Below are 24,938 nucleotides of genomic sequence, written 5' to 3' on the forward strand. Positions count from 1 at the left end.
AAGGAGGCATGGCAAAAAAAATAAAATGGGGGATTGTTGGCCTAGGACGCATAGCCAAACTTTTTGCCGATGATTTGACGCTCGTACAGCGGGCGGAACTGGTGGCTGTAGCTTCCACGGATCGGGAGCGTGCCAAGGTATTTGCAGCACAGTACGGCGTCCCCAATCACTATGATAGTTATGATGCACTTTTTAAGGACGGGGAGGTAGATGTGGTCTATGTGGCGACCTTCCACCATACGCATGCTGCGGTAAGTATAGCGGCAATGGACCAAAAAAAACACGTGCTATGTGAAAAACCTATAGCCATAACTGCCAAGGAAGCCAAGGAAATGATAAGGGCATCCAAACGAAACAAGGTGTTTTTTATGGAGGCTTTTTGGAGCAGGTTCAATCCGTCCATTGCCAAGGTAAAGGAATTAGTAGCAGCAGGGGCTCTTGGAAAAGTAAGATATATCAACGCTGAATTTACCTTCTATAAACTGGATGACGACCCCAACGCCAGATCCCTCAATATCGCTTTGGCTGGAGGTTCCCTGCTCGATATGGGCGTTTACCCAATTTTTTTGTCTTATCTTTTATTGGGGAAACCCAGGGAGATTATGGCAAAGTCGAAGTTTTTCCATACGGGGGCCGAAATACAGACCTCCATGATTTTCGATTATGGGGAGGCCCAAGCCTTGCTATACAGTGGCTTTGCCAACAATACGGATATGAAAGCCAAAATCTGTGGGGAAGAAGGGGAGTTGTTCATTCATCCCATTTGGCATGAGACACAAGGTTTTACGTTGGTAAGGCACGGTAAAAAAAAGAAATATGAGCTACCTACGCTTGGAAAAGGCTTTTCCCATGAAATTATGGAGGTAAACCAATGTGTGGAAAATAGGAAACAGGAAAGTGATTTTTGGAGCCATAAAAATTCACTGGAACTAATAACGATTGTTGATGCGGTGCGTGAGAAGGCCGGTATTCATTTTCCATTTAAACGCTAACGCCCGATGCCATGTCCAAACTCACCCTAAAAGAAATAGCCGCCCACTTCAAGGTTTCCGTATCCACGGTATCCAAGGCCATTCATGATAGTCATGAAATAAGTAGGAGCCTCAAGGCCAAGATCCAGAAATTTGCTTTGGAAAACCACTACAGGCCCAACAAGGTGGCGCTTAATCTAGTAAACCGAAATACCAAGACCATAGGCGTGGTTATTCCGAATATTTTAAACTACTTTTTTGTGCAGGTACTGTACGGGATAGAGAAAATAGCGGATGCAAGGGGATACAATATCATAACCTGTATCACCAACGAATCCCTGGAGAAAGAAACCGGGAACCTGGATTTTTTGAGCGCAGGATCCGTGGACGGTATTATCATTTCCTCGGCGGCCGAAGAATCAGAATTGGATGTCCATGCAGAACATCTGAAGGAACTCTCGGAAAATCAGATTCCCTTGGTCATGTTCGATCGGGTAACCGATCTTGTGGAATGCGACAAGGTTATCGTTGATGACTTTGAGGCTGGTTATAAGGCCACTAAATTTTTTGTGGATACGGGCTGCCGTACCATTGCCATAGTTACACCCATAGATGATTCCATCATCAGCAGATTACGCGTTGAGGGATATAAGAAGGCCCTGGAAGAATACGGCATTGCCTTTGATGAAAAACTGATTGTTCCGACAGATTCCAAGGAGGACCTGGAACTGACCATGTCCTTTCTGTTGAATTACAAAAAAATTGAAGGTATAATGGCACTTGACGAAATTACGGCCGTCAAGGTCATGAACATTGTCAAGTCCAGGGGGTATCGCGTACCAGAGGATATCGCCATCATAGGTTTTACCAATGGGGAACTTTCCCGCTATGTTAGCCCGGCACTCACTATGGTAAGTCAGCACGGTACCTATATAGGGGAGATGGCATCCAAAGTGCTGATAAACCGTATAGAGAACAAGAATCCGGAAAGACCTTATGAGACGAAAATTGTCAAGACCAGTTTGATTGTCAGGGATTCCACCAAGAAATTACAGCCTTAGCCGCAGCACGGAAAGGTTTGGACCCTACCATCGGCTATCTCTTAGGGGTAAAGGTATATAGTATGCCCAGGGTAACGGTTGTCCAGGACCGGTCGTCCAGGTCTATCGTGGTATAGGAAAAATTCAGTTCGGTTTTGGCGCCTAAAAGGAATCCGATGAGTGGGCGATAATAAAGGCCTCCATCGTTTCCATCATTAATGCCCAAGGCTTGCCCCCCGTCAATTCCAAAAGAGAACGAATCCGAAGGCCATATACGCAGGGAAGCGGCCAGAGGTACAAATTGGACGTCAGATAGGCCGGTAAGCACCGTCCCGGTCTGAAAGGTCTCGGCAAATCCGTGAATGTATCCTGCGCTCACACCCAGGTCTACCACTTCCCCCAACGCCCACATATATCCTACATCGGCACCAACTACAACACCTACCTCGTCGTTAAAATCATTAAAGGGCAGACCCCCTTGTATCCCAACCTTGAATCCTTGTTGGGCGTGCATTCCCAATCCCATTACGGACAGGAAGAATACAAAAAAAATATGTTTCATTTGGCTTGGTTTTACGTATAGAAACGTAAAACTTGGCAGTTGCGTGAAACTGACCCCAGTTTTGTTGCAAAACCTACCAAACCTGTTGTAGAAAGGCAAGTTTACATAAAATTAGGCAAGGACGGTCCCACTTTGAAGCATACGGAGGTCTGTCTTGTGTGCCTGCAGATTAATTGCAAGGGGCACCAGGTTTTTGCCCGTGAATTTCATTACCTTGTAATTCAATAAAAGCAGGGGAAATGGAACCAAAACAAAAAGAATGGTTCAAATATATGTCCCCAATTTGATCCGCAGCTTCGTTATAGGTTTGAATGTATTTATTAACGTATAAAACAGATTTAAAATGAAAGATTTTATGATGATTTTCATCGGGGCCGACTATGAGGAGTTGGGTCTATCACCGGAGGAACTGCAGGGAAGAATGGGCAAATGGTGGGCCTGGAACAATAAAATGGAAGCCGCCGGAATTCTAAAGGGCGGCAATGCCCTGATACCTACGGCCAAACGTGTTTCCGGACCGGATAGGACCGTCTCGGACGGCCCTTTTGTTGAAGGGAAGGAATTAGTGGGGGGCTATTATATAATAACAGCGGAGAACGCGGATGAGGTAGTGAAAGTTGCCGAGGATTATCCAGATTATGATTTGGGGGGTACGGTAGAGATTCGTGAGGTTATGGTATTTGATCAATGATGAACCCAAAAGTCGTAGACCATCTTTTCAGACATCACTATGGGAAGATGGTCTCTATTTTAACCCGTATTTTTGGCCTTTCCAACCTGGAGATTATTGAAGATGCCATTCAGGATACCTTTGCACAGGCCATCCTTAAATGGAGGAACCAATTTCCCGAAAATCCCGAGGCCTGGCTTACCCAGGCGGCCAAAAACAGGGCCATTGATCTTTTGCGCCAAAGCAAAGCGACACAAAAAAGGATCGAACGGGTGGCAAGCGGTCCTGCTGTGAGCCAACTCAACGAAATGTTTTTGGACCATGAAATAGAGGACAGTCAACTTAGAATGATCTTTGTGGCCTGCCATCCAAACCTCGATTCCAAGGAACAAATCGCCTTTGCGCTAAAAACAATATCTGGATTCAGTACCCGGGAGATCGCTTCGGCCTTGCTCATCAATGAGGATACGGTTAGCAAACGACTGAGCAGGGCGAGAAAAAAAATTGTCAAGAAATCCATTAGCTTTAACTTTCCCGATGCCCACGAACTACCCAAACGTATGGCTAGGGTAATGGAGGTCATTTACCTGACCTTTAACGAGGGTTTTCACTCCAACAATAAAAAGATTCTGGTACGACAGGATTTGTGCGGCGAGGCCATTAGACTCTGCAAATTGATGCTAAAAAAAGAAAAGCTTAGATCGGGAGAACTGTATGCGCTGTTCGCCCTAATGTGTTTCCATGCGGCGCGTTTGGAGAGCAAAATAAGCGCGAACAACGAAATTATCGACCTACGTCATCAGGACAGGAGCAAATGGCTATTTCCACTCATTGTACTGGGTAATGATGCCATGAACAAAGCCATAGAAACAGAGGAGTTTTCACCCTACCATTTTGAGGCTGCCATTGCGGCGGAACACGTTAGATCTCCCTCCTTTGAGAAGACCAATTGGCACAAGATTCTTACCTACTATCAACGATTGAACGAATTGCAGTTTTCGGAAGGCTCATTGGTAAACATGGCCATGGTACAGCTTCAGCTAGGCGAATATGAAGCGGCCCGTGCCAATCTGGAACGTGTTCGCATCAAAGAACTGGGACAAAGGGCCTATCTCTATTACGGATGTTTTGCCGAGTACTACACCAAAGTGAAAAACATACCAGAGGCCGTATCCTATTTGGATAAGACAATCCTTAGGGTCACCAATGAACTGGAAAAAGAACACCTACTCAAAAAAAGAGACCACCTGAGCGCGCTCATCAAGTGACGAGGGAAGGGCATAAGAGCTATCTATCGCACACATTCCCCACTCAGTTCCCGTTTCCACATGGTAGCATCGCAATAGAAGTTCACATGACGATTTGGGTCGTTGCCAGGAACCATCAAAGCCGTGGGCTTTCCGTCCCAGGGCCCCGCTAAAGTCCATCTGCAACGACATCCCTGGGAACACCTTTCTGTATAATCTATGGTACCAATGCGTTCTGCTTCTGCCTCCAAATCCGCCTTGCCGCTATTGGAAACAAAATTTAACAGCACCTGGCTTGGTCTTCGGCCTACGGTTTGGAAATTTCTTAAGTTGGTGACCCGATATTCGATACCCCGACAATTTCCGGAGCATGGTGGTGGTTCAGGGGTAGGGGTGGTTCCGGTTTCATCGTCATCGCCTCCCCAGTCGAACGTAAACCAACCGAATAGAACTACAAGGACGCCAAAGACCTCGGCAATGATGTCCAAACCTGCATTTTTAAGGCAGATATAAAGTTCCAGATCGCATTTTAACCGGTCTAAATGACCTCCTCCCGCATTGTAGCAGCGGTCATGGGCAAAACAGCATTCGTCCCAGGGTCCGGAGGGGAGGGGAGGTAACCAAGAAGGACCGCAACCATTCACTTCTTGCTTGCGCATATCTGCCGAACAGGCAATCGTATAGACGATCGGCATTCGGTATATGCCATTTTTCCCGCTCAAGGTCTTATCCAGGGTTTGGAAGGATTTTAATCTTTTATCGGGATCTATACGGTGATCTACCAGGGCATTGATCGCTGCAAAGGTGTCTTTGACCACTTTATTCGGGAACCCCCGTTCTAAAAACTGTTCAGGGGTAAGATCGCTAAGGTGATAGACGGCATTTGGAAAATTATTTCTCATAATGGTATGTATTAACAAAAAACCCCCTCTTGATGGGCTAACGAATTAGCCAGCAAGGGGGGAATTGAACTTATAAGATACAATTTTCTTTTTTTAATGCCTTAAAAACGGGAGGTTTTATGAAGATGGATCGAAGGTTATTGGAGTATGGGGATATTCAAAAAGTAGGCTGGAAAACAGAAACAAAAACCTTAATTTTTCTATGGTTTTTCTGTAATGGGTATTCGGGATTCCTGGCTATCTTACCCCCGACTAAGAAAAGTTCCCCCATTATTTTTACCACAATCCTGCGCGAACTGCCTTGCTAGGGAAGACGGTTTACAAAGGAATAAAGAAATCCCCGGAAAACTCCGGGGATTTATTGTATAAAGAGGCCTTAGAAATTAAAACCAATGCCTTTTTTCAGGTGACCACCATTGACGGCGATATGTGCCGTAGACTTATGGAATTTGACAAAAACCTGGAGGTAAGAGGATTACAGCATAGAGCGAACAGCGAGGCGCTGCTCCGGGAAATGGTGCCTGCAACCTACTTGGAACCTTTGCGCAAGCTGGTGGATGTTTTGAATGAGGACAGGTTTTTCAATAGGATGACCCTATACGATCCACAGCTATATACCACCACCCCCTTGAACAGAATCGTGGATGCCGCTCCACCCGAAAGTTATGTGAGCTATCGTTTCAACAGGGACGTTGACCTTTTCCTGGAAGCAGCGGACCCCGATGCAAAGAAACGGATCAAGGCACAGTTGGAAGGTTGGTCGGCAAATCATGACCGCTTAATGCCACTATTTGGCACCGTGGACGATTTTATAGAAGATGATAACATCACTGTTTCCATATCTGCCTATTCGGAGAAAATGGAACTGCTGCGGGAAATTGAGCCCCACTCCATAAACTTGTCCACCCTTTCCAAGCATGCGCTACAAGCATTGAATGGCAATCCAAAAGGTGGGGGACAACAGCAACTCGATACGCTTTTAATCAGGGCAAGGAAGGCCCATGGAGCAACGCTTCTTTCCATTGCGGACGGACTCTCTAAACTGATCAAGGACAAGCAGGGAAATTTGGAATAGGGTTACCAGGATACCGGCTTATAGGATTGCCCTATTTTGAGCCTTTTCCCCGAGTTGAGCACGAGGTACGCGTCTCGTTGTTGTTTTTCTTTTGAATGGATATGTTCCTTGTTTACCAGGTATTTTCTATGGATCCGTATAAAATCGGGGGACAATTGTTTGGCTATCGCTCCCATGCTGTACCTCTTAATAAAGGTGTCCGTTTCCGTATGAAATTTTAGATAGTGGTCATCGGCCTCCACCCAAAGCACCGATACTAGGGGAAGGGTAACCGTCTTTCGGCCCTTGGAGACCAGAATCGTCCGTTTTTTTTCCTTGGTGTTATGGACATATATCGCGGCTGCGATGATTAAAAGCAGATGATAGAGCGCCTCACGACCAAAATAATAACGGGCGTATTCCTGATCTATGAAATGATCAAAGTAGCCAAAACTGTGCAGCACCACATTGGATAGAAGATAGAAAACGAACAAAATGACCGGGACGGAACACACGATCAAAACCCAATATATTTTAGGATATCTTTTTTGGATGATCTTTTGAATGCGTAAGCCAAGCATCAAAAAAGGAACAAACAAGAGCACGGAAACACAAAGGTAACCAATGGAAACCCAGATACTATAGCTCGAATGGTCGCTATAGCGAATTACGTTCTGCACCAAGGTGATAACAAATATTGCAACCAATGCAATGGTGGCTAGGTAATAGAACCGCTTTTCACTTCCGATCTTCCACATGGTTTATGATATTTCAACGCATTTGGTATCAGACCCAGAATGGACCTTCCAACAAATATAGGCAGCGAACGGCAAAATTTCTTGGCTTGGGCGAAAAATGATAGCGGCCCTTTGAATTTATCCAAAGATTCCCTTGAACATTTTTTCTGTAAGTCCTTTAGAACGCAACCAATCCGCCAGTTTGGCTCGTCCGCCCACTTCGGCATGGTGCAAAAGCGTGAACCCGTGTGGTCCTGGAGCATTGAGTAAATGAGGGTGATCGGTGGTGATTTTTCGGATAAAATCATCATATCCAAGGAAGGTGTAATTAAAGATATCCAAACGGGCACCCTTGGCCAATAAAAGCTCCGCAATGTCTCTTCTACCCATGTGACAAGCACCTCCCATAGCGGTCTCAAAATCCCCTTTTTTGAACTGGCTGGTGCAGTTGAGCAGTAACGGATGGGACTCAATGATTTTTTTGGTTTCCTCGAGACTTTTGTGGGCAGCGAAGACAAATTCAAGTATTGCCTCGGTACTGTAAAGGTTGTCCTGGGGTTGCATTTGGTTCGCAGTGACCAGGTATGGGGCACTAAGGGCCATACCCCCCAACAACGCACTTTTTTTAATAAAGTTCTTTCTATCCATAGGAGCAACGGTTTTAGGTGACCATAAATCACTTGGTATTTTCGCGTAAATCAAAGGAAAGGGCTGCTTTTGTCGCAAAGTTGTTTTTGGCCGACGTGAAATTACCGTCATAAAAGAAAGAAATTCCTTGATCGAGCTAGGCGAAGCTTGTTCCTTTTAAACTAACCCACGTTGGTATTGCGCTAATGTAATCCTCCTTAGTCCTCCGATTCCCTCAGGTTGGGCAATAGCACGGCCACTACACCCAAAAGAGGTAAGAAAGCACAAAGCTGAAACACATATTCAATTCCGGTTTGGTCGGCCAGATTTCCCAGCAGGGCAGAGCCCACACCTCCGAGACCAAAAGCCAGACCAAAAAATAGGCCAGAGACCATACCCACCCTGTTCGGTAGCAATTCCTGCGCGAATACCAGAATGGCGGAAAAGGCCGAGGCGATAATAATTCCGATACAGATAGACAGTACCAAGACCCAAAACAGACCTACATAGGGCAGTAGTAGTGTAAATGGAGCGGCTCCGAGAATGGAGCCCCAAATAATTTTCTTCCGGCCATATCGATCCCCCAAAGGCCCTCCAAAATACGTACCTATCGCAACGGCCCCCAAAAAGGTAAACAGGTATAATTGGGACTGTTGTATGGAAACCTGGAACTTTTCAATGAGGTAGAAGGTAAAATAGTTGGTCATACTGGCCATATAGAAATACTTGGAGAAGATAAGTACGATCAATACGGCGATGGAGAGCCTAATACGACCTTTGGTAATCTGGTTTGGTTTAGTGGACAATTGCTGACGAGGCGTTAGGTTTTTTTTGGTCAAATAGGTACTGTACCATTTACCTACCTTGTATAAGGCCACAATACCGAAGAACGAACCTACAACAAACCAGAGGACATTCCCCTGTCCATAAGGAATAACCAGCGCGGCCACTAGTAGAGGCCCTACGGCACTGCCGGAGTTTCCCCCGATCTGAAAGATCGACTGTGCAAGCCCCCTTTTGCCTCCGGAAGCCAGGTTGGCCACCCGTGAGGATTCTGGATGAAAAATAGCGGAGCCCAATCCAATGAGGGAAACAGCAACTAGAATCCATACAAAGGTATTGGCACGCGAAAGGGCGGCAATACCTACCAGGGTGCACAATGCCCCACCGATCAGGGCAAGAGGTTTTGGTTTCCTATCCGTAATGCTGCCCACCAAAGGTTGGAACAGAGAAGCCGTAAGTTGGTAACTGAGCGCTATTAGTCCTACCTGGGTAAAGCTCAGGGCATAATTGTTTTTTAGTAGGGGATAAATGGCCGGGATTACGGATTGCAGGGCATCATTTACGAAATGGGCAAAGCTCAACATATACAGTACGGTGTATGCCGGTCCATGGTTTTTGGAAGTGTGCAGTTGTGCCATTTTAAATCAAAACATCAAATGTAAACAGCCAGTATAACTTATTGTAGCACGAAACGCGCTAGTTTTTGTGTAAATCGATCATTTTTTATCCTTCCGTCCTCCAATATTTTATATCTTCATTCAGCATGGGGCAAGCCGTTGAGCAGGCTTCATCCACATAAATCACATGGGAACAGCAAAAAAGCACAGATTAATCGGGGGTATTCCGCTCTACGGTATGGAAAATAGACCTTCAATGGATTTCCACATCTATGAGTTAGGTGCATTTAGGAATGGCCGTCCTGAGCAGCCGCATGGGATGACCGAGATACCACATAGACATGATTTTTATGAAGTTATGGTCTTTCTTACGGCAGGCGGGGAGCACTTGATCGACTTCAAAAACTACCCTATACATGGAGGCAGTCTTCATTTTATTTCACCAGGACAAGTACATCTCACTACACGAAACCAGAACTGCAAGGCCTTCCTGTTGGTCTTCTCTGCTAACGTTCTCCGGACGGTTTTGAATATGCCTAGGAAGCCCGTCGCTCTTCCATACTATCAGGTCGATTGCCATCCCGTTTTACAGCCCGCTCCGAATGAATTTAAAGAGTATGCCGAACTGACTATGAAAATTTACCACGAGTATCACCGTCAAAACCCTTTACGGGAAGAATTGATACGAGGCTATCTGAATATCCTGTTATTACGTGCCAAAATGCACTATTTGGAGGCCCATCCGGTGCTTAAAGTGAACAAAAGCCGATATACGGAGATTTTTTCGACCTTTCAGACCTTGATCGAGGCACATTATACACAAGGGGCCCGAGTGGGTTTTTATGCGGAGAAGTTGCATATTTCACCTGGCCACCTAAGTAAAGTTTCCAAATCCTTAACGGGGAAAAGCGCCTCGGCACATCTTATTGACCGTTTGGTTTTGGAAGGGAAACGCCTGTTGTCCACCGTCAATCTTACCCAAAAGGAAATTGCCGGTCAATTGGGCTTCTGTGATACTTTTTATTTTAATCGGTTTTTTAAGAAAAACACGGGTATCACGCCAGGGGCGTTCCGGACAAGGAACCGCGCTTACGAGAATAGTGAGCAGATTGTATAAAGGAACAGGATTTATAATGCCTTAAGGATTAAAACAGTATGCACACCGGGGTGGGTGCATCCACAGTATCCGCGTATTCCAATAGTCCTGTGTTCTTGTCGCGTTTAAAGGAAACAATATTGTTGGTGTTTTGATTTGCTACCAAGAGATACCGTCCGTCTGGAGAGAGGGAAAAGTTTCTTGGGTGATCTCCCCGGGTAGCTTCATGGCCAACCACTTCAAGAGCACCCGTCTTTTGATCCACAGCAAAGATGGCAATACTATTATGCCCACGGTTGGACACATATACAAACTTGCCATCTGCCGAAATGCGTATGTCTGCACAGAAACTGGGTTCCGTATAGTCTTTTGGAAGTGTTGTTTGCGCTGCAATGATCGTATAGGCCGTAGAATCGTTTTCTTTGACCAACTGGGTCACGGTGTTGGAAAGCTCGTTTACTACATAAATCCATTCCTCGGTAGGGTGAAAGACCAGATGACGGGGCCCGGCGCCCTGAGGCAGCTGCAGGGTAGGGGGGGCTTGGGGCAAAAAGATTTTTTTCTCCTGATCAATTCTGGAGAACCAGAGCGAGTTGGTGCCCAGATCCACGGAAATGATGTCACCATTGTATGGAGAAAACCAGGCCGAATGGGCATGGGGTCCTTGCTGGCGCTCCGTACCGCCATTACCAAAATGCTGCTGTACATCCAATAAATCGGATAGGCTTCCATCTTGCATTAGTTGTAGCAGTCCCATATTTCCTCCCGTATAATTCGCTGTTAGGACCTGCCCGCTGGTATTTAGGTTAATATGGCAGGGATGGGCCCCTCCAGAGGACTCCTTGTCAATAAGGATGAGACTGTCTTTCTGGATGCGAAAGGATTCCACAAAACCAATGCTGTCCTTGGTATTCACTTCATTCACGGCTAAAAGATAATTGCCATCCGCACTTTTGGCCAGAAAGGAAGGATTGTCCGATTTGGCCACCAGGCCCTTTTGTTCCAACTGCCCATTTTCGTGGAGGATATATTCATAAATACCCTGACTTTCCTGTTGAGTATAGGTTCCTACATAAAAGGTGTTCATGCTGGGTGTTTTGGTTTCTTTTTGTCCGCACTGCAAAAATAAAGGGAGTAACGCGAGCAAAAGGATGCGATGAAGGATAATTTTTTTCATAGGGTCTAAGGTACAACTTTCCAAAGCATGTCGCCAACTCAAAAGGCACCTTCTATATGCTAAAATTGTCATTTGAAACTCATAATTCATTCACTGATAACAGCCCTCTTTTAACTGTTTATCAGGGACAGTTCCGTCAAGTATAGATCTATTTGGGAAGAAGGGATCAGTCCGCTTTAGGAACAAAAATTTTATCGACATCCTTTTTGGACAAGGGTTTGTCAAAGTAACCCTGGATCATGGGATGCTCCTTGGCGCGGGCCCGGTCTTTGGAATTGGTAAAGGCAGAAAGGATGTAGATATCCGTGGTTTTGGGCCACTTGGGGATCGACTTGAATTTCTCTAGAAATTCCCAACCGTCCATTCCGCCCATTTGCAGGTCTAGGAACACGATATCCGGAACATCCTCGTGGTTCTGCAAGAGATTGTAAAAAGTGTCCAAACCGTCCTCCCCGTTGTCACAAGTAATGATTCTGCAACTGCTGTTGGATTGTTCAATACTATAGCGTGAAGCAAACTGGGACACGAGGTCATCATCAATGATGCAAACGTTCAATTCCATAAGGACGGTAATATAGCCGAAGCATTTTTATTTTCCAAATTCGTGTAAAATTGGCCAGGAGAAAGCACAATAATGATTCAAAAATAATCTTAAAACGGTTACGAAATGCAAATCTTACTTTGGAACAAATTGATTGGGAGTCCAAAAAAAGTAAATGGGTATACCGTCCGGAAGTCCACAGCGATGTAACAGCTTGAAAAAATTGTTATCTCTTATAAAACGAATGACTATGAAAACACTGCCTATTCTTGCTATTTTGTTTAAGGTGATTGCGCTAACCGCCCAGAATCCGGTATTTCTTAGCAAGGAAGAGGCCATGGAAGATTTTAAATGGTTACGAACTTCCTTGGAATACGTTCACCCAAGACTTTATAAATACGATAGCAGAGAAGCCTTTGATTCTAGATTCGAGAGTACCTATAATTCGATTCGCGATAGTATGACCGGGTTGGATTTTTTGAGTATGGTGAGCAAAATAAACGCCTCGGTAAACTGCGGCCACCTGTATACCATTCCCCAGGGAAAGCTAAAGGAGCAGGTGTTGAACAAAAAAGTACTGCCGCTTTATTTGAAGGTAATCAACGATGAACTCTTCGTACGATACAATTGTAGCGAGGAAAAATCCATTCCCCAGGGTTCAAAAATCCTTTCGATCAATGGAAAGGATATCGCCGAAATATTGGCATTGATGTTTGAAGGTATCGCTACGGATGGTCATATAGAAAGCAGGAAAAGAAGGTTGATCGAAAGATATCTGTTCTATGACATTCACGGATTTGACCTGTACTATCACTTGCATGTGGACAGAAGTACATCCTTTGCGGTTACCTATCAGCCTTATAAAGAGGTAGGGCGGAAAACCGTAAAATTGAACGGTGTTTCCATAGGAGAACGTAAAAAATTATTGCAAGACCTGTATAACCGGGACGAGGAAGCATGGTTGAAGAAACCATCGCCACAATTTGAATTGTTTGAAGATGAAAACTATGGTATTTTGACGGTTTCCCGATCGTTTTTCGATGAAAAGGTCGATCCGGATTACGATGCTGTGCTAAGAGAAACCTTCAAGACGCTCAAAGAGAAGAAGATTGGGAACCTGATCTTGGATTTGAGAAACAATGAAGGAGGCAGTGAGCACCACCAAATTGAACTGATGTCCTATTTGTACAACAAGCCCTTTAAGTTATACCAGAACATCTATTTGAGCCATTTGGATTTCCGTCCATTAAAACCGGTGGTGATTGAACGGGATAGTGTAGATTTCTTGTTCAACAATGATGATGAGTATATGAGAAAGCTGGGCAATAGTTTGTGGATCAACAACTACGAATATAGCCGCAACCTGAAGTTACAGCCCCCAAAGTCCGATGTTTTTAAGGGAAAACTATATGTGCTAATGAATGGCATCAGTTTTTCGAGTGCCGCCGATATCATTTCCGATATCAAAAAAACCACCAACGCCACTTTTATTGGGGAGGAAAGTGGAGGAACCTTTGAAGGACCTACCGGCGGTAACAGCATAGTTGTTCAACTTCCAAACAGCAAGATTATGGTACGTATTTCGCCCAATATACAGATGGGATATATGTATCAAAAACATCCTATTGGCAGGGGAGTACTACCCGATCATGAGGTGGAGTATTCCATCCAGGATGTTCTTGCAGGCAGGGACCTGGAATTGGATAGGGCCAAAACATTGATTTCTGAAAATAAAAAATAACTTCCGCATTCCCGTACAAAAGCTATAGGAAAATGCCTTTTTTATGTCAATTTTTCTTAACTTATTGCACGCTTTTGATGCCATACATGGTTTCTGCAAACTTCGAGGTGCTCATTACTATGTACTTCCCCCATCACACCTTAGAGTTCGGTAATTGGCAAATTGATCACGGGGCATTGATTGCTCGACATCCTGTCTAAGAAATAGGATCAAAAACGAATGACCTAGGTGGTTCTTTCAATACACCTTAGGAGATTCTAGACCTTTTTACCCTTTTATGGGTTGATAACCCCATATGGGAGATCTACCAGATACTAAAAACAAAAACTTGCCTATAGGGATAGGCCAAAAACCATGGAAACAGAGATACCAAAGGATACGGAACTAAGTATAGAAGAGATCAGAAGTCTTACTGCAACCGATCAGACCATTGATAAGGTCAATGCAACCTTGTTGGGAATTATGAACGACAAAGCCAAATCAACCGATTTTAGGCGTGAAGCCCTTTGGAAATATGGCAATTTAAACAGAGAAAAGGCCCTGCCGCAACTGCTACAGATTCTCGAGGACAAAACCGATGAAGCTCTTCACTATAATGCGATATACGAACTTTCTGGAATTCAGCACGAGGATGTCATTGCCCCTTTATTGGCTTTTTCCAAAGAAAAAGAGTTTAAAGCCCCGGCACTTGAGGGATTGGCACGAATGGGAGTAAGGGACTGCTGGCCCCAGATCATAGATCAGATTATTAATCTCACCGATAGTTACAAAAAAAAGTATTTGGCCGAAGCCTTTCGCCAGGGCGCGGAAAGCGATTGGGAATCAAGGTTCAAGGCGATGGTCCAATTTTTGAAAGAAAAAAATGTTTCCAGTGGAAATGTTGATTCGTTTGCGGTAGTGGAAGCTATTCGGCCAGAGCAAGGGTGGCCTAAAAATCAGGATGTCCTAATTAGCTATTTGATAAAGGAATCTTTGGACCAAGGTCCTAAAATGACCCAAGTGATTGCCAAGCTTATCATCGAATGCAGTAGTGGAAGTCAAACCATTGCGGGCCAAAAAATAAAGGATTTCGAAATAAGCAATAAGATTCCACCCGATAAGTTAAAGAATTTGAGGATCAGTGTCGGCGGGGAAATTGCCTTGGACCCCATAATTAATCTTCTGGAAATCAACTTACGGGAGAATTTTCAAAAACCCATCACCGAATTGAACGACAACACTAAGAACATGTGGCAAAAGACCATAAAATTTGCCCAGCGCGCTTTCGTGGTCAGGATCGTAATGAGCGTCATTGTTTTTATTACCGGAATCTGGCTCCTAACGGTGTCTTCCTGGGAAATCCTCTATGGCAGTTTGAGCGGGGAAAAGATCTATGGAGTAGGGGTATCCTTTGTTACCGGAGTGGGGATGATGCTGGCCGTAGTATATAGAGGTCCCTTAAAGCACATTAGAAAATCCATGAACGACCTCGGAATAGCCAGCGCGGCGTTTATTGCTTATATCCATAGGGTATTGGAAATAAGCCATACCTTCACCTTCTATTATCTAAAGCAAAAAATCACCTTTGACGAAATGAAGATCTCTAGCGATCTTATAGATGATGCAATGAGAAAAACGGTGGAGATCCTGAATATTAAGGACGCCAAAAAAGAATAAAAATAGGTGTCAATTTAGGAAAGCAGGATAAATAAAATCGCTTAACAGTGCTTCCGAGTCTTTTTTAATGGTCCACAGGTTGTAATTCCCGGCGGTGACCACAACGATCAGCTGATGGGTATGGTCCATATAGATCCGTTGATCGCCATTTCCAACAGCGGCAATTAAGGGATGTTTTTGGCCCTGGTAGATGGTCTGTGCGTCAAAAATCCAAAATTGGTACCCATATCCCACTTGGCCGTTGCGTCCGAAGTTAACATAGGACCGCTCCGAGGCTTCTACCCAGGCGTTTGGCAACAGCTGCTTCCCCTGCCATTGTCCCCTTTGCGCATAAAGCATTCCAAATTTCAATAGGTCCCTGGAGGTAAGCCTAAGGCCAGACGCTGCCGCTGGCATTTCTGTTTCAGGAAAATTGGTCCATTCAAATCGTTCTATTTCCAAGGGCTCAAAAAGGTACTTAGCCGCAAAGGCATCAATTTGGAGGCCTGTGGTTTTTTTGATGATGGCGGCCAACAATTGTGTGGTTCCGCCATTGTACTTCCATACCTTGCCTGGAGGTGCTTCCATGGGCCTGCTTAAAACATATTCCATGGGATTGGGGCTAGCGGTCATCTGTATCTCACTATTTTCCGGATCTGAATACGGCACGTCTTCGTTCCATTCCAGTCCTGAGGTCATGGTCAGCAGATGTTCCAAGGTAAGATCCGATTTTAGTCCCACGTTGTATTTTGCATATTCCGGAAAAAAATCGAATACCTTTTGCTGAACATCCGCAATCTTGCCCTGTTCAATGACAAGACCTACGCAGGTCGAAACTACAGATTTGGATATACTACGTACGTCGTGAAGTTTTTCCTTGCCATGCTGAACTATACCCAGGCTATCTCCCCATAGTTCGTCCCTTCCCTGGAAATAGTTTTCATGGATCAGTTTGCCGTCTTTAGAAATCAAAACACTATGGATGTTGGGATATTCCTGGGAAGCAATCGCTTTTTCCATCGCTGCGAGTATGGCACTGTCCATGCCCATTGCTTTGGGCGTAACGGTTTCGATAGTTTCCTGTATGCTGTTTTCTTCAGAATTGGTCGGCTTTTGTCGCCCGCAACCGAGGATTAGGATGACAAAGGCATTTAGCAACAAAAATTTTCTGATACGCTCGGAAGGTTTTTTCATGGGAAATTAGGTCGATTGGTTTTCCTAAAAGATGAAAAATTCAGCGCGGTGTTACAGCAGTTCTATACTATGAAGTATAAATTAGGGATTACATTTTTAAAAAGTGGTTGTTACCTTCCTATTTTGACTTTTATCACTATTCATCAATATTGAATAGTACGGTCCGTTCTTGGTCAACTTCGGTTCCTTGGTTCAAAAGAAATAGGGAAGTCCTATGGTTGGAATCAATGAGCAAGAGTTTCGGGAGGTATTTTACCGGCAGCTCCTTGCGCATTTTGTTCGGCACCACAAGAAATAGCTTATCCTTGGTTTGAAGAACGGAATCCAAAGCGGCCCCGCTGCCAATGAGTTGTATCTTAGCGCCCGTATAAAATTGCCCGGAATACGATTTCCTTTTCCAATACAAAGTGGACAAGGGAACGTCCGAGGTCCGTATCATCCGGTGCGATAGCAAGTACTTGTCGGAATTGAGGTACTTTTTGGTTCCGTCCCAGCTGAAGAAAACTATGGTTGAAAGGATAACAAAGACAGGAAAGAACGAAGCGAGGGCCAACCAACTTTTTCTAGGTTTCAGATCGCCCCACCAATGCAGTACCAACAGGGCCATAGGGACCATGGATGGTAAAATATAGGTATGCAGTATGTTGCTGGAGAAGGTAAAAAAAACAGGAAGCCAAAGCAGCCAAAGCCCCAGGAAGGAAACCCATTTGTTTTGCAGGATTGTTTTTCTTTCCTTCCAAAATTTGTACAGCACAAACTGTATCCAGGGAAAGGCGAAGATAAACAGGAAGCCCCAGATGGTGCCCAGGGCCTGGGATTTGGGATTTCCGTAACGATCCCCCGGCCATTCTGGGTTAAAGAAACGCTCAAAGTGTTCCCCGATCAGGAAATAATCTATAAAGCCCGGAGATCTTTGTTCGGTCATGATATACCAGGGCAATGCGATGAACAGTGTAGTAAACAAGCCTATTCCCCAGGGTAATTTTTTGATGAGTACCCTTAATCCCACTTTATGTAAAGCTATCCAGACCAAGAGGGGAGGAACTATCAACATGAGGGTTATAGGCCCTTTGGCCAACAAGCCAAAGCCCAAGGCAACAAAAAAGAGATACTTCCAATAAAGAGCAGCATTGTCCTGCAGTGCCTGCCAAAAGGAAAGCATGGCCAGGGCCGTACAACATCCCAAAGCGGTATCTGTGGAAACTACCCCGGTGTGAAGGAGAAATTCCGGCGTGCTAAGCAAAATAAAGGCTGGTAGATAAATGGATATCCTTTTTTGCTTGACCCAAAACCCTAATAGTACCAGTAGCAGCAGATGGAGTAAAAAAGAAGGAAGTCTTGCCGAAAGTTCACTGATTCCGAAGGCCTCAAAGCTCATGGCCGAAAGCCAGGTAGAGAGGGGCGGTTTTGCCCAGAAGGGAAAACCATAGTCTACCTGAAGTACTACCCAGTCCTTGGTCTCTACCATGAGTCGGGCAATTTCCGCGTACCTGGCCTCGGTCTTATCCAATAAGGGAACCGTTGCTGCCAGTAAAAGCCGCAACAGCAACAGCACCATTACCGCAAGGGGTATATAATTTAGGGCACTAGGTGATGCTCTCCTGTACATAGGTAGTGATTGGTGCAGGTACCGATAAATCGGTTTCCAGCGGTTCCTTATATCTTTTTCGAATCTTGTACAGGTCTTTCCATAGCTGTAAAAAGTAGGAGGGCCGTACTTTGGAATTACCATAGTCTATCCATTGCTGTAGGGGCACCTCGACCATTTTATGGACCGCTCGCTCCCTTCCGTAAAAATGAATCAACCGATGAAAAATCTCCACATCAAAGAGCCATCGCGAGGTGAAGGTGCTCTCAAAGATTGTTTTTGAAAGTTCACGGGTAAAAAGTTTACAGCCACATTGTGTATCGTAGACCTTTAGTTGAAGTGAAAGACCGATAATACTGGCCAAAATCCGACCGATGACAAACCGGTACGGGCTTCTGATGATAGTAGACCCCATTTTCATGATCCGGGAACCGAAAACGAAGCTTATATGTCCTTCAAAATAGGCGGTTAAGCCAGCGCATTCCCAAAGGGAGGTGGACAGGTCGGCATCGAGATAGGCAATATGGGTATAGTTGTGGCAAATGTAACAACGTATGAAACCCCTCCTAACTGCCTCTGCCTTTCCCATGTTCTTTTCATAGGAAACCACATCTACCTGTTGTGGAAACTGTATATGCAGGCCTTCCAATACATCCTTGATCCTATCTGTAGAGCCATCATTGACGAAGCATAGCAATACCTCGGGATGGTGGTCCAAAAAATCGACGTAGCGTGCACGTTGGAAATGCTTTTCCTCGTTGTAGCACGGAACTACGATACAGAGACTACTTTTTATGGACGGTCGCTTTTTCAAAATATGGTATGTCGTTTTAAAACTTGTAATTGAACCCAATCATATAGGAGCCTTCGCTTGCTGAAAAGGTGAGCTCAAAATGCTCCCGTTGATAAGGAGTGGTAAACAGGTAGGTACTTCCCACGCCAACGACCATGCCGGCCAACACATCCCACCCATCATGCCTGTCTGCCGCTATTCTGCTGTATCCGGTGAATCCGGCCAAAACATAGGCCGGGATCCCGTATTTCCAACCGTATCGTCTTTGGATGAAGGAGGCGCCCTGAAAGGTGGCAGAGGTATGGCCCGATGGAAACGCCCTTCCGCCACTGTCAAAAGGGCGCGACTTGTTAATAATTTCCTTTAGCCCAGAAGTCAGGCCCCGGTTCAATAAAAAGCTTTTACTAAACTGCCACATACCCTGCGTATCCCCCAGAATAACCGTACTCCCAAGCGCTGTGGCAGGGATGGTAATCAATAAAACATCACCTATCGTTTCCACGGTTTCGTTTTGGGCGCTGAGGTTTCCCATGGAAAATAATGACAGGAGCGATATCAAGTGAGCTGTGCCGGTTTTCAGTATACGATTCATCTAAAAGTGCATTAACAAGGAAGTAGAAATGCTCCGGATAGGGTGTGTTTTAATGGTTCTGTAAATATGGGCTTGGATTCTAAAAATGCTTTTAAGGAATTCTAAAGGAAATCTTAAGCCTCCTTCACAGCGATTGTAAAGTTTGATCAAAAACATATGGTCCGAAATGCCTAAAACTGTAGGATCTGAGGATTGTATTTCTGGATATGGCATGCATGGGAAGGAACAATAGGGTTATTTTCCATTGGTTCAGCACAGAAGAATCGATTCTAAATATGACCATAAGCACAAGGCCCTATGCCGAAGGAGAGTTAAAGGAAATCTAAAAACACCTAATGCTGCGGAAAATAGACAGAAAACTGGTGGTACTGCGCTTTAAATGCGTATTGAATTTTCAGGCCATAGCTGTCGCAAATTTTCTTTACAATGGCCAGTCCCAGCCCCAGGGATTTTTTAGTGTTGTCCTCCCTATAAAAGCGGTCGTAGAGCTTTTCGGGCGCTGCTATGGGTTGATCCCCAGTATTGGAAACCGTAAAGGAAGTGTTGGTGACATTGACGAAGATCTGCCCATCTTCCGGGGTGTATTTTACCGCATTTGACAAGAGATTATCGGTAAGTATTCTTGCCAAGGTCGGGTCCATATGCACTTCAACGGGATCTGCAGCTTCCATGTTAATGGAAACGGAACCCATTTCCTGATGGTCCTCGATCGATTGTTGTAAAACCTCAACGATATTTAGGGTTCCGGAAGAGGCAAACTGTTGATTCCCTATTTTGGCCAACAGCACCAGTTTTTTGTTGAGCCTGGCCAGACGCTGTACATTTTGCTGCAGTTCCGTGAGCTGTTGGAACTGCTGGTCGTTTACCGCATTGTCATCTATAATGGTCCCAATAATGGCCTGCATAATGGCCAGGGGATTCTGAATCTCATGGGAAACATCCTCTGTAAACTGTTTTAGATTCTTGTAATCCAAGGCCACCTTCTCGGTGAGCGTGTACAGTTCGTTGTTCAGTTCTGAAAACTCTAGGATGTCGGTCTCGATCAGCTCTATTTTCTTTCCGGACAACAGGGAGAAGGTCTTGATCCTGTGCAGATTTTCAAAAAAAGGCATCCATATGGTTTTGGTATGTTGGCGGGTAAAGTAATACTGGGCCAGGAAAATTATAAGTATGATGCCCAAAAAAGCCGTAAGAATGGCAAGCACAATGTCCTCGGACTCTACCAATAATATCCGTACGGAGATTTGATACATTTTGCCATTGGCCTTTTTATAGGCAGAGAGTTGGCGGAAGCGCTCCATTTCGCTTTCTAAGGGGTCATAGATCAGGGTATCCTTTAGTGTTATGCCTCCGGTCAATTCGGTCTCCTGTACTTCTATAATTGGATGGATCGATTTTACCGGCTGTCCCTCGCCAAGGAGTTTTTCTATTCTGTACAGGGTAGATTTTAAGGAATCATCGGTTTCGTCACGGATAAAATGTTGTGTCACAAAGTAGAGGGGTACCAAGCTTACCAACATTAGCACCACCGCAGAAATCAGGTATTTCCGGGAAGTCCTCTTAAGCAGGTTTACTTTTTTTTGCCTGTTTGCCATACGCTTAGCCATCGGTAAATCTATAGCCTATACCGTAGACCGTTTTAATGTAGTCTGCGGCCACTTTGGTCAACTTTTTCCGCAGGTTATTGATATGCACGTAAATAAAATCAAAATTATCTGCCAAGTCAATATGATCTCCCCATAGGTGTTCCGCGATGACCTCCTTGGAAAGCACCCTATTTTTGTTCACCATAAAATAAACCAGCAGATCGTATTCCTTTCGGGTCAAGGGCATGGTACGGTCGTTCACATAAGCCTGTCTGTATTCGGTATTCACGGTTATCTCGTTATGGACAAGACAAACATCCCCACCGTATTTGCCACGCCTGAGCACCGCTTTGATCCTAGCGTTCAATTCCGTTAGGTGGAAGGGTTTGGTGATATAGTCGTCCGCTCCCAGATCTAGGCCTTCCAATTTATCGTCCAAGGAATTATTGGCCGAGATGATGATCACGCCGCTTTTTTTGCCTTCTTTCTTTAAGGCTTTTAGCACGTCCAGGCCACTACCGCTTATTAAATTGATATCGAGCACAACAACATCATAATCGTATAGGGATACCTTGTACAGTGCCTCGTCATAGTTGGATGCGGCTTCGCACACAAAACCTTCCCGCTTTAAAAATTTGATAATGGACTCCTGCAGGGCAACTTCGTCTTCTGCGATCAGTAGTTTCATCGGTCCTTTCTTAATCCATAAAAATACCACTTAAATCTAAACGAAACTTAAAGTATGGGCCATAGTTACACAATGAATTTCCTGTTGACATACCGCTGTCACTTTTCTGTCCTACTTTTGTTTTAACGGGCCACAAATGGCAGAATACTTTTTGAAAATATACTAAAAGGAGAAATATGGAACAACGACTTACCATTGTCGGACTTGGCGTAGCCGATCTTAAAGTCTCGACAGCGTTTTACGAGGAAAATTTTGGGTGGAAAAAAATGGATACCAACAATGAAGGGATTAGCTTTTTTCAACTGAACGGGCTACTGTTATCGCTCTATCCAAGGGAAAAACTTGCCGAGGATGCCGGGGTAGCTTCCGAAGGCAGTGGTTTCAAGGCCTTTTCACTGGCCTACAATACCCGGACCAAGGAGGAGGTGGATGCCTTGATCGAACAATTGGAATCTAAGGGAGTAACAATCGTAAAAAAGCCCGAGGAGGTCTTCTGGGGCGGATACAGCAGCTATATTTCCGACCCGGATGGAAACCTGTGGGAAATCGCATACAACCCCTATTTGCCCATCGATGAAAAAGGCAACGTCTGATCCTCACCACCCGTATGTGCAATACATTAAACCCGACTTGTAATGGCAGAACTATTCAAGAACATCTATTCTACGGAATTTTTTGAAAAATTCACGGCAATTGTAGAACTACACCTTCCCCGTTTTGATCGCTCCGCATTCCTGGAGCAGATCTATGACGATGAATGGGAAAATAGGGAGCTGAAACAGCGAATGAGACACATAAGCCTGGTCCTAAAGGACCAACTATCAGATGACTTTGAACAGAACGCGGAGTTCATTTTAAAGATAATCCCGGAATTACGGGAGGCCGGATTCAGGGCAGATAAGCTGGAGTTTATCTTTCTCCCCGATTTTGTGGAAATATACGGCCTTAAAGCCTATGGGACCTCCGTGAAGACGATGGAGCAACTTACCCAATTTGTGAGCTGTGAATTTGCCGTCCGTCCTTTTGTCATTACTTATGAAAAAGAGATGATGGCGCAAATGCTATCCTGGTCAAAACACGATCATCCGGCAGTTCGAAGGCTTGCCTCCGAGGGTTGCAGACCCAGACTCCCTTGGGCCATGGCCATTCCGGCCTTAAAAGATGACCCGGCTTTGATACTCCCCATTCTGGAAAATCTAAAGAACGATGTATCGGAGGATGTTCGCAGAAGTGTCGCCAACAACTTAAACGATATTTCAAAGGACCATCCCAATTTGGTGGTTTCCCTGGCAAAGAAATGGAAGGGAAAGCGTCCGGACACAGACAAGCTCCTCAAACATGCTTGCAGGACGCTCCTGAAACAGGGAAGCCCGGAAGTCATGCAATTGTTCGGTTTTGGTGATGTAAGGAAAATTAAGTTGGAGGACCTCCAGATCCTTACGCCCAAGGTAAAAATTGGGGAATCGCTCGAATTTAGCTGTAAACTGATCAATACCGCCAGGATTCCAACCAAAGTGCGATTGGAATACGGACTGTATTATCAAAAGGCCAACGGTACCTTATCCAAAAAGGTTTTTAAGATAAGCGAAAAGGATTATCCTGAAAGCACCTCCCATATTATCCGAAGAAAACAACCCTTTAAACCCATAACCACCCGGAGGTTCCACCTTGGGAGGCACCAGTTGTCCATCATCCTCAATGGACGGGAGTCGGACCGGCATGATTTTGAGCTGGTAGGGTAGTTGGTGTTCAGGATGTAATAGCAAACGGGTTCATGTTTTCGCGGGTCTCGGTTATCTAAAAATTAAGTAAATTCGACACCGTTGTGATGCTATGAACCAAACGGAACCGAATTTAAAATGTCCCAAACGCGTGAGCTAAAAGAAATTGCCAAACTTTTTTTTAAACTGGGAAGTATTGCCTTTGGGGGCCCAGCGGCCCATATCGCCATGATGGAGGACGAAGTGGTAAAAAAAAGAAAGTGGATGACCCAAGAACACTTTCTGGATCTCGTAGGCGCTACCAATTTGATCCCAGGTCCCAATTCCACCGAAATGACCATGCACTGTGGGCATGAAAGAGCCGGTTGGAAAGGGTTATTTGCTGCGGGCCTTAGTTTTATTTTTCCCGCGGTGGTCATCACGTCGGTATTTGCCTGGTTATACCAGCAATACGGTCAATTACCCCAGGTAGCACCGTATATTTATGGCATTAAACCTGCAGTGATCGCCATTATCGTAATGGCGGGCTATCGACTGGGAAAAAAGGCCGTAAAGAGCACCAAACTTGCTATTTTGGGAATAGTGGCCCTAACGTCCAGCCTTTTGGGGATCAATGAAATTGCCGTGCTGTTTGGTTGTGGTTTCCTGGGTTTACTGATCTACGCTCTTGAAAGAGGCGGAACAAGGTTGAACAGTATTGCCCCCTTTTTGATAATGCAGGCAGCGGCCCCTATAAAACTGGAAGCCTTAAAAATATTCTTGACCTTTTTAAAGGTCGGTGCCATTCTGTACGGCAGCGGGTACGTGCTGTTTGCCTTTCTGGATTCGGAGTTGGTGGCCCACGGGTGGCTTACACGGCAAGAATTGCTCGATGCCGTGGCCGTAGGGCAGATTACCCCAGGTCCGGTATTGTCTACCGCAACCTTTATTGGATGGCAGATGCAGGGTGCTTGGGGAGCCTTGGCGGCAACTATTGGTATTTTCCTCCCATCCTTCCTGTTTGTTCTTATCTTGAACCCCCTAATCCCCAAAATGCGCAGATCAAAGTGGATCGGCACCTTTTTGGATGCCGTGAATGTTGCCGCGGTAGCCTTGATCCTGGCGGTCTGTTTTGAAATGGGCAAGGATACACTTATCGATTGGAGAACAATCGTTATTGCGATTGCCGGATTGATCACCGTATTCGTTTTCAAAAAACTAAACAGCGCGTTTATTGTTTTGGGAGGAGCATTGATCGGTTATCTGCTAAGTTGGATATGAGCGTATGTCTACATCCAATAGGCCATAAATTATTTGATGACACTCGTTGGTATGAGGCCTGTTCCCACCCAAGGATGATAAAATTAAAGATGACTTTGTCCTGTTTTTACTATGTG

24 protein-coding genes are annotated in these 24,938 nt (G+C 45.0%); 11 read left to right on the top strand and 13 right to left on the bottom strand.

All coding sequences use genetic code 11. The features are described from left to right. Window positions 1–8 precede the first annotated feature (8 nt). Window positions 9–992: a Gfo/Idh/MocA family protein gene (locus ACRD67_RS07785; protein WP_430966528.1), complete on the top strand. Its 984-nt coding sequence runs from the start codon at window positions 9–11 to the stop codon at window positions 990–992. An 11-nt stretch (window positions 993–1,003) separates the two neighbouring features. Further along, a complete protein-coding gene (locus ACRD67_RS07790) occupies window positions 1,004–2,032 on the top strand; it encodes a LacI family DNA-binding transcriptional regulator (protein WP_430966529.1) in 1,029 nt (342 codons plus the stop codon). 34 nt (window positions 2,033–2,066) lie between these two features. Here ACRD67_RS07790 and ACRD67_RS07795 read toward each other — a convergent pair whose 3' ends face one another. Then, window positions 2,067–2,573, bottom strand: a complete 507-nt coding sequence (locus ACRD67_RS07795) for a hypothetical protein (RefSeq protein ID WP_430966531.1) — start codon at window positions 2,571–2,573, stop codon at window positions 2,067–2,069. Window positions 2,574–2,916: 343 nt separating this feature from the next. Here ACRD67_RS07795 and ACRD67_RS07800 point away from each other — a divergent pair, with 343 nt between their 5' ends. Together ACRD67_RS07800 and ACRD67_RS07805 are read left to right on the top strand one after the other, a co-directional pair. Then, window positions 2,917–3,264 carry a YciI family protein gene (locus tag ACRD67_RS07800; protein WP_430966532.1) on the top strand — a complete coding sequence of 116 codons (348 nt, stop codon included), beginning with the start codon at window positions 2,917–2,919 and terminating at the stop codon, window positions 3,262–3,264. Continuing rightward, window positions 3,261–4,511 carry an RNA polymerase sigma factor gene (locus ACRD67_RS07805; RefSeq protein WP_430966534.1) on the top strand — a complete coding sequence of 417 codons (1,251 nt, stop codon included), beginning with the start codon at window positions 3,261–3,263 and terminating at the stop codon, window positions 4,509–4,511. Before ACRD67_RS07800 ends, ACRD67_RS07805 begins: the two co-directional genes overlap by 4 nt. Window positions 4,512–4,534: 23 nt before the next feature. On the opposite strand, the gene ACRD67_RS07810 is transcribed toward ACRD67_RS07805, so the two are convergent. Beyond that, window positions 4,535–5,392, bottom strand: a complete 858-nt coding sequence (locus ACRD67_RS07810; protein WP_430966536.1) for a phospholipase A2 family protein — start codon at window positions 5,390–5,392, stop codon at window positions 4,535–4,537. Between the two features lie 301 nt (window positions 5,393–5,693). Between ACRD67_RS07810 and ACRD67_RS07815 the strand changes: the two genes are divergently transcribed. After that, complete coding sequence (locus ACRD67_RS07815) at window positions 5,694–6,467, top strand: hypothetical protein (RefSeq protein ID WP_430966537.1); 774 nt, start codon at window positions 5,694–5,696, stop codon at window positions 6,465–6,467. Between the two features lie 2 nt (window positions 6,468–6,469). Here the strand turns inward: ACRD67_RS07815 and ACRD67_RS07820 are convergent, their stop codons facing one another. The 3 genes from ACRD67_RS07820 to ACRD67_RS07830 all read right to left on the bottom strand — a co-directional run bounded on the left by ACRD67_RS07820 (window position 6,470) and on the right by ACRD67_RS07830 (window position 9,231). Further along, window positions 6,470–7,204 (bottom strand): LytR/AlgR family response regulator transcription factor, encoded by a 735-nt coding sequence (locus ACRD67_RS07820; RefSeq protein ID WP_430966538.1) that lies wholly within the window; start codon window positions 7,202–7,204, stop codon window positions 6,470–6,472. A 117-nt stretch (window positions 7,205–7,321) separates the two neighbouring features. Next, window positions 7,322–7,831: an ankyrin repeat domain-containing protein gene (locus ACRD67_RS07825; protein ID WP_430966539.1), complete on the bottom strand. Its 510-nt coding sequence runs from the start codon at window positions 7,829–7,831 to the stop codon at window positions 7,322–7,324. Between the two features lie 197 nt (window positions 7,832–8,028). Further along, a complete protein-coding gene (locus ACRD67_RS07830) occupies window positions 8,029–9,231 on the bottom strand; it encodes an MFS transporter (RefSeq protein WP_430966540.1) in 1,203 nt (400 codons plus the stop codon). Window positions 9,232–9,397: 166 nt separating this feature from the next. Here ACRD67_RS07830 and ACRD67_RS07835 point away from each other — a divergent pair, with 166 nt between their 5' ends. Then, the gene (locus tag ACRD67_RS07835; RefSeq protein WP_430966541.1) at window positions 9,398–10,327 is read left to right on the top strand and encodes a helix-turn-helix domain-containing protein; all 930 of its coding nucleotides are present in this window, start codon (window positions 9,398–9,400) and stop codon (window positions 10,325–10,327) included. Window positions 10,328–10,355: 28 nt separating this feature from the next. Here ACRD67_RS07835 and ACRD67_RS07840 read toward each other — a convergent pair whose 3' ends face one another. Next, window positions 10,356–11,393, bottom strand: coding sequence for a lactonase family protein (locus tag ACRD67_RS07840; RefSeq protein ID WP_430966542.1), 1,038 nt, complete (start codon window positions 11,391–11,393; stop codon window positions 10,356–10,358). A gap of 256 nt (window positions 11,394–11,649) precedes the next feature. Beyond that, window positions 11,650–12,045: a response regulator gene (locus tag ACRD67_RS07845; protein ID WP_430966543.1), complete on the bottom strand. Its 396-nt coding sequence runs from the start codon at window positions 12,043–12,045 to the stop codon at window positions 11,650–11,652. Window positions 12,046–12,274: 229 nt separating this feature from the next. Between ACRD67_RS07845 and ACRD67_RS07850 the strand changes: the two genes are divergently transcribed. Together ACRD67_RS07850 and ACRD67_RS07855 are read left to right on the top strand one after the other, a co-directional pair. Continuing rightward, complete coding sequence (locus ACRD67_RS07850) at window positions 12,275–13,765, top strand: S41 family peptidase (RefSeq protein ID WP_430966544.1); 1,491 nt, start codon at window positions 12,275–12,277, stop codon at window positions 13,763–13,765. A 354-nt stretch (window positions 13,766–14,119) separates the two neighbouring features. Then, window positions 14,120–15,421 (top strand): HEAT repeat domain-containing protein, encoded by a 1,302-nt coding sequence (locus ACRD67_RS07855; RefSeq protein WP_430966545.1) that lies wholly within the window; start codon window positions 14,120–14,122, stop codon window positions 15,419–15,421. A gap of 9 nt (window positions 15,422–15,430) precedes the next feature. Here the strand turns inward: ACRD67_RS07855 and ACRD67_RS07860 are convergent, their stop codons facing one another. The 6 genes from ACRD67_RS07860 to ACRD67_RS07885 all read right to left on the bottom strand — a co-directional run bounded on the left by ACRD67_RS07860 (window position 15,431) and on the right by ACRD67_RS07885 (window position 21,841). Further along, window positions 15,431–16,594, bottom strand: a complete 1,164-nt coding sequence (locus ACRD67_RS07860) for a serine hydrolase domain-containing protein (protein ID WP_430966546.1) — start codon at window positions 16,592–16,594, stop codon at window positions 15,431–15,433. A 136-nt stretch (window positions 16,595–16,730) separates the two neighbouring features. Beyond that, on the bottom strand, window positions 16,731–18,203 hold the full coding sequence (locus tag ACRD67_RS07865) for an ArnT family glycosyltransferase (RefSeq protein WP_430966547.1): 1,473 nt from the start codon (window positions 18,201–18,203) through the stop codon (window positions 16,731–16,733). Further along, the gene (locus tag ACRD67_RS07870; RefSeq protein WP_430966549.1) at window positions 18,181–18,996 is read right to left on the bottom strand and encodes a glycosyltransferase; all 816 of its coding nucleotides are present in this window, start codon (window positions 18,994–18,996) and stop codon (window positions 18,181–18,183) included. The genes ACRD67_RS07865 and ACRD67_RS07870 overlap by 23 nt, the downstream gene beginning before the upstream one ends. A 16-nt stretch (window positions 18,997–19,012) precedes the next feature. Then, a complete protein-coding gene (locus tag ACRD67_RS07875; RefSeq protein ID WP_430966551.1) occupies window positions 19,013–19,567 on the bottom strand; it encodes a phosphatase PAP2 family protein in 555 nt (184 codons plus the stop codon). A gap of 332 nt (window positions 19,568–19,899) precedes the next feature. Continuing rightward, window positions 19,900–21,174: a sensor histidine kinase gene (locus tag ACRD67_RS07880; protein ID WP_430966552.1), complete on the bottom strand. Its 1,275-nt coding sequence runs from the start codon at window positions 21,172–21,174 to the stop codon at window positions 19,900–19,902. Then, a complete protein-coding gene (locus ACRD67_RS07885) occupies window positions 21,167–21,841 on the bottom strand; it encodes a response regulator transcription factor (protein WP_430966554.1) in 675 nt (224 codons plus the stop codon). The genes ACRD67_RS07880 and ACRD67_RS07885 overlap by 8 nt, the downstream gene beginning before the upstream one ends. A 176-nt stretch (window positions 21,842–22,017) precedes the next feature. Here ACRD67_RS07885 and ACRD67_RS07890 point away from each other — a divergent pair, with 176 nt between their 5' ends. From ACRD67_RS07890 to chrA, 3 genes are all read left to right on the top strand, one after another. Further along, on the top strand, window positions 22,018–22,434 hold the full coding sequence (locus ACRD67_RS07890) for a VOC family protein (RefSeq protein WP_430966556.1): 417 nt from the start codon (window positions 22,018–22,020) through the stop codon (window positions 22,432–22,434). Window positions 22,435–22,476: 42 nt separating this feature from the next. Further along, window positions 22,477–23,583: a DNA alkylation repair protein gene (locus ACRD67_RS07895; RefSeq protein WP_430966558.1), complete on the top strand. Its 1,107-nt coding sequence runs from the start codon at window positions 22,477–22,479 to the stop codon at window positions 23,581–23,583. 117 nt (window positions 23,584–23,700) lie between these two features. Next, window positions 23,701–24,822, top strand: coding sequence for a chromate efflux transporter (gene chrA / locus ACRD67_RS07900; protein ID WP_430966560.1), 1,122 nt, complete (start codon window positions 23,701–23,703; stop codon window positions 24,820–24,822). Window positions 24,823–24,938 lie beyond the last annotated feature (116 nt).

Origin of the sequence: Eudoraea algarum, from assembly GCF_050589645.1 — a bacterium.
In the GTDB taxonomy this organism is placed as follows: domain Bacteria; phylum Bacteroidota; class Bacteroidia; order Flavobacteriales; family Flavobacteriaceae; genus JBNGOQ01.